This is a genomic window from Nesterenkonia sp. CL21 (genome assembly GCF_031705515.1).
GTDB classification, from domain to species: Bacteria; Actinomycetota; Actinomycetes; order Actinomycetales; family Micrococcaceae; genus Nesterenkonia; species Nesterenkonia aethiopica.
Genome location: NZ_JAUTWR010000016.1, coordinates 38095 through 50495, shown reverse-complemented (window position 1 = coordinate 50495; position 12401 = coordinate 38095). Strand labels below are relative to the sequence as shown.

General features: G+C 70.1%; 16 protein-coding genes. 12 read left to right on the top strand and 4 right to left on the bottom strand.

What is annotated here, in order from left to right:
* The first annotated feature begins 588 nt into the window (after window positions 1-588).
* On the top strand, window positions 589-1263 hold the full coding sequence (locus tag Q7C18_RS16090; RefSeq protein ID WP_311026239.1) for a hypothetical protein: 675 nt from the start codon (window positions 589-591) through the stop codon (window positions 1261-1263).
* 136 nt (window positions 1264-1399) lie between these two features.
* On the opposite strand, the gene Q7C18_RS16085 is transcribed toward Q7C18_RS16090, so the two are convergent.
* A complete protein-coding gene (locus tag Q7C18_RS16085) occupies window positions 1400-2011 on the bottom strand; it encodes a hypothetical protein (RefSeq protein ID WP_311026238.1) in 612 nt (203 codons plus the stop codon).
* Window positions 2012-2201: 190 nt separating this feature from the next.
* Here Q7C18_RS16085 and Q7C18_RS16080 point away from each other — a divergent pair, with 190 nt between their 5' ends.
* Entirely contained in the window at window positions 2202-2810 is a 609-nt protein-coding gene (locus Q7C18_RS16080; RefSeq protein ID WP_311026237.1) for a TetR/AcrR family transcriptional regulator, read from the top strand.
* Window positions 2811-2831: 21 nt separating this feature from the next.
* Here Q7C18_RS16080 and Q7C18_RS16075 read toward each other — a convergent pair whose 3' ends face one another.
* A complete protein-coding gene (locus Q7C18_RS16075) occupies window positions 2832-3554 on the bottom strand; it encodes a class I SAM-dependent methyltransferase (protein ID WP_311026236.1) in 723 nt (240 codons plus the stop codon).
* A gap of 160 nt (window positions 3555-3714) precedes the next feature.
* Here Q7C18_RS16075 and Q7C18_RS16070 point away from each other — a divergent pair, with 160 nt between their 5' ends.
* Together Q7C18_RS16070 and Q7C18_RS16065 are read left to right on the top strand one after the other, a co-directional pair.
* Complete coding sequence (locus Q7C18_RS16070) at window positions 3715-4515, top strand: methyltransferase domain-containing protein (RefSeq protein WP_311026235.1); 801 nt, start codon at window positions 3715-3717, stop codon at window positions 4513-4515.
* A gap of 73 nt (window positions 4516-4588) precedes the next feature.
* Window positions 4589-4987, top strand: a complete 399-nt coding sequence (locus Q7C18_RS16065; protein ID WP_311026234.1) for a YciI family protein — start codon at window positions 4589-4591, stop codon at window positions 4985-4987.
* A gap of 10 nt (window positions 4988-4997) precedes the next feature.
* Here the strand turns inward: Q7C18_RS16065 and Q7C18_RS16060 are convergent, their stop codons facing one another.
* Complete coding sequence (locus tag Q7C18_RS16060; RefSeq protein ID WP_311026233.1) at window positions 4998-5390, bottom strand: DoxX family protein; 393 nt, start codon at window positions 5388-5390, stop codon at window positions 4998-5000.
* Window positions 5391-5458: 68 nt separating this feature from the next.
* On the opposite strand from Q7C18_RS16060, the gene Q7C18_RS16055 reads away from it, so the two are divergent.
* Genes Q7C18_RS16055 through Q7C18_RS16020 form a run of 8 tightly spaced genes read left to right on the top strand, consistent with a single transcriptional unit; the run spans window position 5459 to window position 11694 of the window.
* The gene (locus Q7C18_RS16055) at window positions 5459-5674 is read left to right on the top strand and encodes a hypothetical protein (protein WP_311026232.1); all 216 of its coding nucleotides are present in this window, start codon (window positions 5459-5461) and stop codon (window positions 5672-5674) included.
* 22 nt (window positions 5675-5696) lie between these two features.
* Window positions 5697-6335 (top strand): GntR family transcriptional regulator, encoded by a 639-nt coding sequence (locus Q7C18_RS16050; RefSeq protein WP_070161178.1) that lies wholly within the window; start codon window positions 5697-5699, stop codon window positions 6333-6335.
* A 52-nt stretch (window positions 6336-6387) separates the two neighbouring features.
* The gene (locus Q7C18_RS16045; protein WP_311026231.1) at window positions 6388-7068 is read left to right on the top strand and encodes a DUF2848 family protein; all 681 of its coding nucleotides are present in this window, start codon (window positions 6388-6390) and stop codon (window positions 7066-7068) included.
* A 7-nt stretch (window positions 7069-7075) separates the two neighbouring features.
* On the top strand, window positions 7076-8569 hold the full coding sequence (locus Q7C18_RS16040) for a 4-hydroxyphenylacetate 3-hydroxylase N-terminal domain-containing protein (protein WP_311026230.1): 1494 nt from the start codon (window positions 7076-7078) through the stop codon (window positions 8567-8569).
* A 15-nt stretch (window positions 8570-8584) separates the two neighbouring features.
* Window positions 8585-8929 (top strand): cupin domain-containing protein, encoded by a 345-nt coding sequence (locus tag Q7C18_RS16035; RefSeq protein ID WP_311026229.1) that lies wholly within the window; start codon window positions 8585-8587, stop codon window positions 8927-8929.
* Between the two features lie 21 nt (window positions 8930-8950).
* Complete coding sequence (locus tag Q7C18_RS16030) at window positions 8951-9469, top strand: flavin reductase family protein (protein ID WP_311026228.1); 519 nt, start codon at window positions 8951-8953, stop codon at window positions 9467-9469.
* A gap of 9 nt (window positions 9470-9478) precedes the next feature.
* Window positions 9479-10846, top strand: a complete 1368-nt coding sequence (locus Q7C18_RS16025; protein WP_311026227.1) for a benzoate/H(+) symporter BenE family transporter — start codon at window positions 9479-9481, stop codon at window positions 10844-10846.
* Window positions 10843-11694, top strand: coding sequence for a carbon-nitrogen hydrolase family protein (locus tag Q7C18_RS16020; protein ID WP_311026226.1), 852 nt, complete (start codon window positions 10843-10845; stop codon window positions 11692-11694). Before Q7C18_RS16025 ends, Q7C18_RS16020 begins: the two co-directional genes overlap by 4 nt.
* Before the next feature lie 24 nt (window positions 11695-11718).
* Here the strand turns inward: Q7C18_RS16020 and Q7C18_RS16015 are convergent, their stop codons facing one another.
* A complete protein-coding gene (locus Q7C18_RS16015) occupies window positions 11719-12372 on the bottom strand; it encodes an NAD(P)-dependent oxidoreductase (protein ID WP_085437546.1) in 654 nt (217 codons plus the stop codon).
* Window positions 12373-12401: the final 29 nt, after the last annotated feature.

The following is a 12401-nucleotide window of genomic DNA, read 5'->3' as shown; positions in this document are numbered from 1 at the left end:
GAGGACGATGACTCCGACGAGGACGATGGTGGTCAGCCGGAGGGCAGGCCGGTGCAGCCCGAGGGTCGTCCCGTCGATCCGGATGAGCGCCCGGCCGATCCCGAAGGCGCTCCGGAGGAGCGGCCGGTGCAGCCCGAGGAACGCCCCGCTGATCCCCAGCCGCGCCCAGAGACGCCCAGTGGGCAGCCCGGTCAGCAGCAGAACGAGCGGCCTGAGACCGGCGGCCGAGGCAGCGGTGGCGACCGGCCCGATGCCGGCAGCACAACCGACACGAGCACACCCCCGTCGCCCGAACGCGGCGCTGACCGCACAGGCCAGACAGGCCGCACAGGCGGGTCAGGGCAGTCCGACGCCAGTGGGCGATCCAGCTCGGAGCGGCAGTCGAGCGGCTCCGAGCGGGAACAGGGGCAGCAGAGCTCTGAAGCCTCAGACTCTCGAACCGAGGCGCCCTCATCCTCATCAGACCAGAGAGGACAGACCCCCGGCTCCCAAGACCGCGAACCGGTCCAGGAGCGTCCCGAGACACCCGGTGGATCCGACCGTGGCGATGACTCGGAGAGCTCCGCAGCCGATGACCGGAACGAGGGCATGTCCCGCGCAGACATCAGGGCGCTGCTGGAGCAGCGGCGTGATGCCCAGGAGCAGGCGGAGGCCACCCCGTCCCCGTCCCCGACGTCGGAGCCCTCCCCGCGGGGCTCCGATGATGAGTCGGAGTCGGACTCGGACAGCTCGACGTCCGAAGAGAGCGCTGACTCTGCCGACCCGTCGGAGGGGTCGGCACGGGCCGAGGCTCCCCGCGCTCCTCGGAGCGGCGGCGGTGCTGGAGGCTCAGACCAGGACTGGTCGCCCAGTGACGACGGTGAGCTCCCGGTGGCGCGCGGCGACGAACCTGTGACCTTCGACCCAGGGCCCGCCCCACGAGACGGCGGGTCCGCGAGCGCGCTGGACCGGGGTGCTCCCCCCACAGCGCTGGAAGACCGCTTCCGGGGCTCCTCGGCGGGGTCCTCCGAGATCCCCGGCGCGGGTGCGGAGGCCCTGGAGGCCGGCGAAGGAGGGCAGTCCCCGACCGCGGTCGAGACCGGAGCGGCACCGTCCGCCGATCAGACAGACGCCGCGGACGACGCCGAGGCAGGCGAGGCGCGCGCCATGGAACGGATCGCCGGAGTGCCCACAGGTGCCTGGGCCACTGTCGGCCTGTTCCTGCTGGGTGCCCTCGGCTGGATCCTGTACTTCTTCGGCTGGCGCCCCGGTCGCAGCAGCTGAGGCCGCTGCGGCGCCGCGCGGGTTACTCTCGCGGGCGCCTTCAGATATACGTCGGCCCTGTCGCGACGCAGGTGAACACTGCTGCGACAGGGCCGACGTGCGTCATGCACAGCTCACGGTGACACGGCTGGACTCCTCAGTCACCGGTGACGAAGAGGACCTGCTGGTCGGCGCCGCCCAGGCGCTGCGACGGAATCCCGTCGATGTCGTCCAGCGGGTGCTCCACTCCGCTGAACTCGACCTCCTCGCCCACCTCGATGGTGCCGTGCTCCGGCGTCGTCACGGAGGGCGCGCCGTCGCGGAAGGAGAACTCCGCGTCCTCGTCGAAGACCAGCACCTGGGGCTGACCGTCCTGAGCCAGCGCCATGTAGCCGCCCGGCCCGATGATCAGCTCACCGGAGACGTCCACTGCGGGGCCCTCCGGAGCCTGACCGGTCACGAAGGCGTGTGGGCTCTCGCCGACGGTCTCCACCGACACGTCGGAGGCGCCGTCGGCCTCCGTCTCCTCAGTCTCCGTCTCATCTGTATCGGTCTCCTGGGACTCGGCCTCAGCGTCATCCTCGACGTCGGTCTCGTCCTCGGGGGCCTCCACCTGCACGGTGTCCTCGTCACCGGGGGTGTCTGTGGCGCCGTCGTCTTCTGCGGCGCATCCCGTGGCGAGCAGCGCCAGCACCATGGCGCCGGCGGCCAGCGCGCTGCGCGGCCCGGGGGTCGTGGTCGCGGGGGGCAGGGTCGATCCTGTGGGCATGGGGTGATCCTTTCTCCGCGGCGCGATGCGCGGGATTCGACTGCAGGCCGGTGGGACGTGGGTCCCAGGCGTCCGGCCTCACCGGGCATAGCGGGCATCCGCCTCCGGTGAGCACATCCTGCCTAAGTGGCACAGTGTGCCATCATGGCAACGTGTGCACGTCGGTCGTGATTCCCGTACTCTGCTGGATGTGACCAGTTCCACCACCCTGACACAGCGTCGCAAGGAGTTCACCCGGCTGGACATCGCCCGCTCCGCGGCTCGGCTGTTCGCGGCCGACGGCGTCTCGGCGGTCACCGCGGAGAGGATCGCCGACGGTGCGGGGGTCTCTCTGCGCACCTTCTACCGGTACTTCCGGACCAAGGAGGAATCGGTGGCGCCGCTGCTCAGCGTCGGTGCCGACCAGTGGCGCCAGGCCCTGGCGGACACGGGGCCGGGTGACCCGCGGGCCGCCATTCCGCAGGTCATCAGGGCGCTGCTGGACGTCGACGGCGGCGCCGAGGACTCCACGCGGCGGATGATGCGGGGCCTGCTGCGGGCGGCCGCCGAGGACGACGCCCTCCTGGCGGTCTGGGACCGCGTCAATCGCGATTCCGAGGAACGACTGCAGGAGGTCATCACCGGCCTCGTGCCGGACGTGGATCCGCTGGCCGCGCGGCTGATGGCCGCAGCGGCCACCGACGCCGTCCGGATCGGATTCGAGCACTGGGCCGCCGACGCCGGGTGTTCCGAGCCGCCCGCTGAGCTCGCCGTGCGGGCCTTCGAACAGCTGTCCCGCGGGATCCGCCTGCACGGCTGACGCGCCGCAGATCCCGGCCTCTCAGCGCAGTCGGATGGCCCGAATCACCACGTCGTCCAGCCTGACACTGTCCTTCCCACGCAGAGTCGTCCGGCTCATCTCCACCGCGGTCTCGATCCGCCAGGACGACTCGTCCAGCAGGGCGGCGACGTCGGCGGCCCGGACCTGCGCCTCCAGCGGTGGATTCCCCCGGTGGCCGGGAGCATCGTGCTCGGCCGTGCCGTGTGCGTCAGCGTCGCGTCCGGGAGCGCCGTGTGCGTCAGCATCGTGTTCGTGAGCGTCGCCCTCGCCGTGCAGGTGGCCGATGATCAGCAGCGTGCCTCCCGGCGCCACCCACCCTGAGACGCGTCGGTAGAAGTCCAGCTGCGGAATCGTGGGATGCGCATAGTGGGTGGTCACCAGGTCGTACTGCCCTTCCGGTACCCAGGTGGTCAGATCGGCGGCGATGAGCTCCACACGCGGATCCATGCCGCGGGCGCGCAGGATCCGTGCGGCCCGGTCCAGTGCCGTCCGGGAGATGTCGACGCCGGTGACCTTCCATCCCTGCTCCGCGAGCCAGGCGGCCTCGATCCCGTGGCCGCAGCCCGCGTCCAGGGCGCTCCCCGGTGACAGCGGAGAGATCTCACGCACCAGATGCGGATTGGGGTCCCCCGGGCCTGAGCTCATGGCGGTCTGTGACGGGTAGTGCCCCGGTAATCCCTGGTAGTGCTGTTCCCAGTACTCGGCGTCGAACTGTCGCGTCACGATCTCTCCGCTCTCTGTGGTCGGTGGTGGCCATCGTGCCCCACCGCGGCCCGGCGCTTCCGTGGTGGCCCTCAGGATCAACAACGCTCAGGCGGGGGCGATTCCGCGCCGTGAGCGCCCACCCGAGAATCCTCTCATGAGAATCGTTAGCATGAGGTGCATGGATTCCCGTGAGCGCATCACGCGCGCCTTCTCCGATGCGAGCTCGACCAGCGACTTCGACCGACTCGGAGAGCATCTCTGGAGGCCCATCGGCGCCTCCACCGTAGAACTCTCCGCGCCGCAGGAGGGCGAGTTGGTGCTCGATGCATGCTGCGGCAACGGGGCGTCCGCGTTGCCAGCGGCACGACGCGTGGGTCCCGGCGGTCACGTCGACGCTGTCGACCTCGCCGCTCCGCTCCTGGCCGACCTCGAGCGGCAGGCCGACGGCTTGGAGAACATCACGTCGGCGGTCGCGGATGTGACGTCCTGGGGCCGGAGCGGATACGACGTCGTCCAGTGCGTCCTGGGGATCTTCTTCTTCTCCGACATGACCGCCGGGACCGAGCATCTGGTGAAGAGGCTCCGTCCCGGCGGTCGTGCCGCTGTCACCATCTGGCGACGCGGCTCCATGGAAGCCTCCGGTCGCCATCTGGCGCAGGCGATCGCGGCCGTGACCGGACAGGAGTTCCCCTCCCGGCCACGCCATCTCCTGGACGAGGTCAACACGTCCGAGACCTTCGGCCCCTGGCTCGCGGGCCGCGGGCTCCGGGACGTCGAGGTGACCGAGTCTGAGCTGCGTCTTTCGCTCTCCGAGTCCCTCGCGTGGTTGGTGATCACCGGCTCCGGCTTCGCCGGGATGCTGACTGGCCTCAGTGAGGACGAGACCGAGCGCGTCCGCCAGGAGTACCTGGCGTCCCTGCAGGGGGCAGGGGCTGCTGAGCTCGACGCGACCACGCTGATCGGTGTGGGGTGGGCGTGAGGTGTTCCCTGGGGTCGGCGCTCCCCCTAGGGTCGAGGTCACGCGTGACCGTGCGGTCGGAGAGAGGACGAGGATGAAGTATCTGCTGATCAAGCACTACCGGGGCGCACCTGCGGCGGCCAACGACGTGCCCATGCGGGACTGGACGCCCGAGGAGGTCGCCGACCACGTCGAGTTCATGGAGCGTCTGGCCGAGCGCCTCCAGCAGACGGGCGAGTACGTCAATAGCCTGGCCCTGGCACCCGAAGGTACATGGGTCAGCTCCGATGATCAGGGGGCGCCGGTGGTCGGTGACGAGCTGCCCGAGGAGAAGGACCTCATCGCCGGGTGGATGCTGATCGACGTCGCCGACGAGAGCCGCGCCCGCGAGATCGCTGCAGAGCTGGCCCACGCCCCCGGCGCCGGCGGCAGGCCCGTCAGAGAGTGGCTCGAACTGCGTCCCGCGCTGGGCGCCGCCGACGGCGAGGGCTGACCGGCTGGCCTCAGCAGCTGAGCTGGGCGCCAGGTCCGAACGCCCAGCCCCAGGCGGCGAACCCGGACAGGGCAATGAAGGTGAGATCGCCCAGGGCGTAGCCCCACTCGCGTCTCACGACGCGCACGGCCGTGGCGCCGGTCATGTACATCATCAGGCCCAGTGCGCTCAGAGGCGCCAGCCAGGCGGCGATGCCGAGAGTCGTCGGCAGTGCGAGTCCCGCGGCGGCCAGCACCTTGAGGGCCGCCAGGCCTTTCAGCGTGCCGGTGTCGAACATGTCCACCCAGTGCTGATTCCTTCCGAGGGCCCGGTACCGCTGACGCGGCAGTGCCAGCAGCGCGATGCCGCCGACCAGGAATCCCACGGCCAGGAAGCCGGTGACGATCCACAGCGCGATCTCCATGAGGTGTCCTTTTATCCGTGACCCGGGGCGCGGGCCTCCATCCTGAGGACGGGGCGCGCATCGGATCTGTGACATCGCCCGAGCCCGAGCCCGAGCCCGAGCCCGAGACCGAGACCGAGACCGAGACCGAGTCCGAGCCCGAGTCCGAGCCCGAGTCCGAGCCCGAGTCCGAGTCTTTCGTGCCGGCGGCAGGTGTGGTCTGGCAGGGGAGTCGGCGCTGGCTCCACCTCGATGACCACGTCCTGTTGACGACCTGTATACAGATCGTCTACGATCATGTGTGACACAGACCACGGAAGGGGTGTCATGTCCATCTTCACCGAGCAGGTCGAGACAGCTGTCGACGGGGCCTACCGCTGGCTCCGCCAGGAGGTGACGTCCCTGCCCTGGAATCAGGAGGCGCACCTCTCCGAGAGCGAGCTGGCTCGCCGCTCGGACTTCTCCCGGACTCCGATCCGGGAGGCGCTCCTCCGACTCCAGGGGGACGGGCTGATCCGCCGACTGCCCAATCGCGGCGTCGTCGTGCCCGCCCTCCAACAGGCGGACCTGGACTCTCTCATGGAGGTCCGGGAGGTCATCGAGATCTGGGCGGCGCGGAAGGCCATCGCCCAGGGCATGGACGTCACGCCGCTGCGGGACCTGCTCGCCGCGCAGGAGGAGGCTGCGGGGGACCCCGTGGAGTTCGTCCGGCTCGACGTCGCCTTCCATCGGACCATCGTCCAGCGGGGCCGGAACTCCGTGTTCGAGGACCTCTATGAGGCCCACCGCTACAAGCAGCTGCGGCTCGGCGTCCAGGCCGTCGAAGCGGCCAACCGCATCGAGGCCGTGATCGGGGAGCATCGGGCGATCGTGGACGCCATCGCCTCCGCCGACCCCGAGGCCGCCGCCGAGGCCACCCGCCGCCACCTGAGCTCCACCGCACGCGTGCTCACTGACGGCCGCTGACCCGCGGTCCGTCTGCTCCCAACCATCGCCACCTGCTGAGAAGGAACCATCAGTGCTGACTCTTCATGTGCCCGGAACAGGGCATGACCTCCAGCTCGACGCGTTCGATGCCGTCGTGGCCGGCTACACGGCCCGCGACCAGGCCGCCGTGGACCATCACATCCAGGAGCTCGCCCGCATCGGCGTCCCTCCGCCGCCGAGGACACCGATGTTCTACCGCATCGCGGCCGAGTCTGTGACCACGGCACAGTCTGTGGAGGTCTCCTCGGACCGGACCTCGGGAGAGGTGGAGCCCGTCTACATCCGCCATCAGGGCCGCTACTACCTCGGGCTCGGGTCCGACCACACCGACCGACAGCTGGAGACCGAGGACATCGGGCGCTCCAAGCGTGCCTGCCCCAAACCCATGGGACTCCACGTGCTTCCCCTCGGGGACCTGGAGAGCTTCACGCTCGCGGCAGTGGCCGCCCAGTGCCACGCCGACGGCGAGCTCTACCAGGTGGGCAGCTTCGAGTCGCTGCGGGAGCCCCGCGAGATCCTGCCGCTCATGGAGCACGAGCTGGAGCTCGACGGCGGCGACTACATCTGCTTCGGCGGCACGATTCCGTTGCGTGCAGGAACGTTCCGGTACGCCACGGAGTGGGAGCTGACCTGCCGCATCCAGACCCCGGGCTCCGCGGGCGACGACGCCCCGGAGCTGACCCACCGCTACACCATCACCAAGGAGAAGTGATCTGCTCATGAGAACCGGCACGGACTATCTCGCCAGTCTCGACGACGGCCGCACCATCCACCTCGACGGCGAGGTGGTCAGCAACGTCGCTGAGCACCCCGCCTTCGCGCCCGTCGCACGGACCATGGCCTCCCTGTACGACACCTCCGCCGACCCCGCCCGGGGCATGCAGTACGAATCCCCGGAGACCGGCGGCACCGCCAACCGCGCGCTGGGGATCCCCCGCAGCCGCGAGGAGCTGGCGGCCCGGCGCCAGGCCACCACCACCTGGGCGCGCCAGACCCACGGCTGGGTCGGCCGCAGCCCGGACCACGTGGGCTCCTTCCTGGCGGCCTTCGCCGCCAACTCCCACGTCTTCGACGTCGAAGGCCGCCCCTTCGCGGAGAACGTGCGCCGCTACTATCGCCGGGTACTGGAGGAGGACCTCTTCGTCTCCTACGCGATCATCCCGCCGCAGCATTCCCGCGCCACCACGGCCTCCGGCTGGGAGGGGGACTACATCCAGGTCGGCGTCGTCGACGAGACCGAGGAGGGTCTGGTGGTCCGCGGCTCGCAGATGCTGGCCACCGGCGCCGCCGTCGCGGACGAGATCCTGGTGACCTGCATCAAGCCGCTGGGTCCGGATGACTCGGACTTCGCCGTGAGCTTCGCGCTGCCGGTCAACGCTCCCGGGCTGAAGCTGATCAACCGGCGTCCGTACGCGCCGTCGACCACCGGAGCCTTCGACTACCCGCTGACCACCCGCTTCGACGAGCCCGACTCCCTCGTGGTCTTCGACGACGTGCTGGTCCCGTGGGACCGCGTCTTCGTGGACCGGGACCCCGCCATCCTGCGCGCGCAGTTCTTCGCCACCGGCGCCCACGCGCTGGGCAACTGGCAGGCCCAGACGCGCTTCGCCGAGAAGCTGAAGTTCATCGCCTCCATCGCCCGCAAGGTCTCCCAGGTCAACGGCACGGACAAGATTCCGGGCGTCCAGGAGAAGCTCGGGGAGCTCGCCGCGCTGGTCACCTCCGTGGAGTCCTCCCTGCTGGCCGCCGAGTACACCGCGGAGCCTGACGAGAGCGGAATGATGGTCCCCGGCCGGCGCGCCCTCTACGGCGCCATGGGGCTGCAGGCCGAACTCTACCCGCGAGTCATCCAGATCCTCCGGGACCTGGTCGGCGGAGGGGTGCTGCAGATGCCCGCCAGCCACCAGGACATGCTCAGCGAGACCACCCGCGGCGACGTCGAGCGCTACATCACCTCTCCCGACGTCTCCAGCGAGGAGCGCATCAAGCTGTTCCGCCTGGCCTGGGACGTCATCGGCTCCGAGTTCGCCGGCCGCCACCAGCAGTACGAGCTCTTCTACGCCGGTGCGCCGTTCGTGGTCAAGGGCGTCTACACGTATCAGAACTTCGGCTACCCGGAGCTGCTGGAGGACCTCGACTCCTTCCTGGGCTCCTACAGCCTCGAGCACGACGACGCCGACCTCCGCCCCGCCGCGCTCGGCGCCACCACCTGAACAGGAGAGACCACCATGGCCAAACCAGAATTCGAGTTCACCCCCACCGCCTCGGTCGAGTTCCGGGACTGCACCCCGCACATCGACGGCCTCAGCGAGGCGATCCTCGCCCAGGACTCCGAGAGCGACGCCGTCACCCGGATCCTGAAGTTCGAGCCCGGGACCGACACCTCGCCCAACGGCGCCCTGACCCACGAGTTCTGGGAGGAGGTCTTCATCTTCGAAGGCTCCTTCCGGGACCTGCGCCTGGACCGTGTCTTCTCCGCCGGGGACTGGGCCACTCGCCCGCCTGGCATGGAGCACGGACCGTGGGTGTCCGAAGAGGGCGCCAAGATGTTCGAAGTCCGCTACTACCAGTGAGGGACTGACATGCCACTGCAGATGACCCCATTCACCGCCGAGCCCGAACCGTTGGCGATGCGCCGCTGCATCGGCCGCTTCCTCACCGGAGTGGCCGTGGTGACCGCCGACGACGGTCAGGAGCAGGCCGGGATGACGATCAACTCGCTGACCTCCATCAGCCTGGACCCGCCCATCGTGATGATCTCGCTCAACTTCGACACCCGCACCGGGGACGCCATCGAGACCAGCGACCGGTACGCCCTGTCCATCCTGAGCAGCAAACAGGAGGCCGTGGCGCGTCAGTTCGCCTCCCGGGGAGGCGAACGCTTCGCCGACGGCAGCTTCGACACCACCCCTTCCGGGCTGCCCGTCATCCGGGACGCGCTCTCCCAGCTGGACTGCCGTGTGGTGGAGAAGCACACCATCGGTGACCACCGGGTCTTCTTCGGCCAGGTGGAGCACTGCCGGGACCGCGACGGCAGCGGGCTGAGCTTCAACGCCGGCCGGTTCGGCGCGTTCAAGGACTTCGGCCATGAGCCCGTGCCGTGGTACGCGTGAGGACATGAGATGACCTCCACGAACAGCTCACCCTCCGCACGCGACGCCGGTGCCGCCGTCGACGACGGGCACACCGACGACGGGCACACCGACGACGAGCACATCGCTGACGGCGTCCTGGAGTCCGATCGGCTCATCGAACGGGGGCCCGGCCCGCGGGAGAGCATCCGTTCCCTGCGTCGGAGCCTGAACATCTCCAGCGTGGGCGCCGGCGTCGTCTCCGCGGTGTTCGGCTGCACAGGTCCCGCGCTGATCATCGTCGACGGCGCCGACAGCGCGGGGCTCACCCCCGGGAAGACGGTCGCCTGGATCTCCGCCGTCTACGTGGTCGGCGGCCTGATCTCCTTCATCATGGGCCTGTACTACAAGCAGCCCATCGTCGGCGCCTGGTCCATCCCGGCGGCGGCCCTGGTGGTCTCCAGCCTCGAGTCCTACTCGTTGGCGGAGATGATCGGCGCCTATCTGGTGGCCAGCGTCCTGGTGCTGGTGCTGGGACTCACGGGGTGGGTCCGGGTGCTGGTGGCCTGGATCCCCATGCCGATCCTCATGGCGATGATCGGCGGGGTGCTGATCCGCTACGCCGTCAATGTGGTCGACGCGACCGCCGCCGCTCCGATCGTGGTGGCCGCCGCGCTGCTCGGATACGTGCTGCTCAGCCGCTTCGTGCGGCAGGTGCCGGGGGTGGTCGGGGCGCTGGTCTTCGGCGTGGCGGCGGTGCTGATCACCGGCGGCATGGACTCCAGCGGGAACGGCTTCACCTGGGTCACCCCGGAGCTCACAGCCCCGGAGTGGAACCTGTTCGCCATGCTCGGGGTCGGCATCCCGCTGGCCCTGGTCATCCAGGCGGAGAACATCCAGTCCATGGGCGTCCTGATCGCCGAGGGCTACCGGCCACCGGTCAACAGCATCACCGTGATCAGCGGGGCCGCCAGCCTGGCCGTGGCCTGGATGGGCGGGCACAACGCCTCCATCGCCGGCCCGATGACTGCCATCTGCGGGTCCCCGGAGGCAGGACGCCTGCGCCGCGACCGCTACGCGTCGGTGCTCGTCAACGGCACGATCTTCGTGACCTTCGGGCTCTTCGCCTCCGTCGCCGTGACCCTGGTGACCACGCTGCCCGCGGCCCTGATCACCGCTCTGGCGGGTCTGGCCATGCTGGGGGTGCTGCTGACCGCGTTCCGCGGCGCGTTCGCGACGTCGACGTTCCGCCTGGGCGCTCTCGTGGCCATGATCATCGGGCTCGCCAACGTCACCATCCTGGGGATCTCCGCCCCGTTCTGGGCGCTGCTGGGCGGCCTGCTGGTGTCCCTGCTGCTCGAGTTCGATGACTTCCGGCGCCCGCAGGGCGCCACCGACCAGGAGAAGGAGGCCGCGTGAAGATCGCCGTCGCCCAGGTGCTCAGCACCGAGGACCCGCAGGTGAACCTGGAGCTCATCAGGACCTACACCGCACGGGCAGTCCAGCAGGGCGCCGACGCCGTGGTGTTCCCGGAGGCCATGCACTGCGCCTTCGGGAACCCGCTGGTGCCGATCGCCGAAGAGACCGACGGCCCGTGGGCCCAAGAGGTGCGCAGCATCGCCGGCCGCCATGGGGTGCTGATCATCGCCGGCATGTTCACCCCCGGCACGGCGTCGGGGGCCGGCCGCCCGCGGGTGCGCAACACCCTGCTCGCGGTGGGCCGGGGCGTGGACGTCACCTATGACAAGATCCACCTCTACGACGCCTTCGGCTTCCGCGAGTCCGACACCGTCGAACCCGGCGCCACGCCGCAGCTGATCCGCCTCGACGGTGTCACGCTCGGGCTGGCCACCTGCTACGACGTGAGGTTCCCCGCGCTGTTCCAGCACTACGCACGGGAGGGGGCCGACGCCGTCGTGGTCTCCGCCTCCTGGGGCGCCGGTGAGGGGAAGATCCGGCAGTGGGAGACCCTGGTGCGTGCCCGGGCGCTGGATGCGACCTGCCATGTGGTGGCCTGCGATCAGCCGGACCCCTGGGTGGTGGGTCGGGAACCGGTGGAGGGCGCCCCCACGGGCGTGGGGCACTCGGCGGTCATCGGTCCGGCCGGACAGGAGCTGGCCGTCGCGGGGACCGGCAATGAGCTGATCCTCGCCACCGTGGACCCGACCGTCGTGGTGTCCACGCGCCAGGTGCTGCCCGTGCTGGCGAACGGCGCCCAGGGGGAGAAGGCCGCTGGCATGAGATCTGCGGATCCAGTGCGCAGCTGACCCCCTCCCGCCGGGAGCACTCCGTCACTGTGCCGCGTGGAACCGGCGGTTCTCGTGAGCAGGGCGGTCGATCTCGTCGACCAGGGCGAGGGCATAGTCGGCCCCGCTGATCTGGGATCGGCCGTCCGGGTCCGTCAGGAGGACCTCGTCCGAGGTGCGGTACTCACCTGTCGACGGGATCTGCAGCTCCGCCCCGAACATCGCTCCGGGGGAGAGGTAGAACCAGCGCGCCCCTGAGGTGTCCTGCTGCAGCACGTCGAGTGCCTCCCGGTGGGCCGTCGCCTCGGGACGGTACTCCGGAGGGAAGTCGGCGGTCTCCATCAGGATCGGCCCGTCCGGGCTGACTCGCAGGCCGCCGGCGCCTCCGACGACGGCGACGCGGCTTCCTCCGCGCGCCGCGGCAGGCAGAACCGTACGCAGATGATCGGACAGACCGGGCTCCCCGGCCGCCGGCAGGGCGAGGACGATGACGTCATGGTCGGTGGCCAACCGGGCCACCAGCTCAGCGTCGGCGGCGGAGCCGGCGATGTGGTGGATCTGCCCCGCGGCGTCGGTGGGAGCAGTCCGGTCCGATCCATTGCGGGACACGGTGGTGACGTGGTGGCCTCGGCGGGCGGCCTCTGCGGCGATGTGTGAGCCTGCGTGGCCGGTGCCTCCGATGACGGCGATGTGAGCCATGGTTCTCCTGTCCGGGTCGGTGTCTCTGA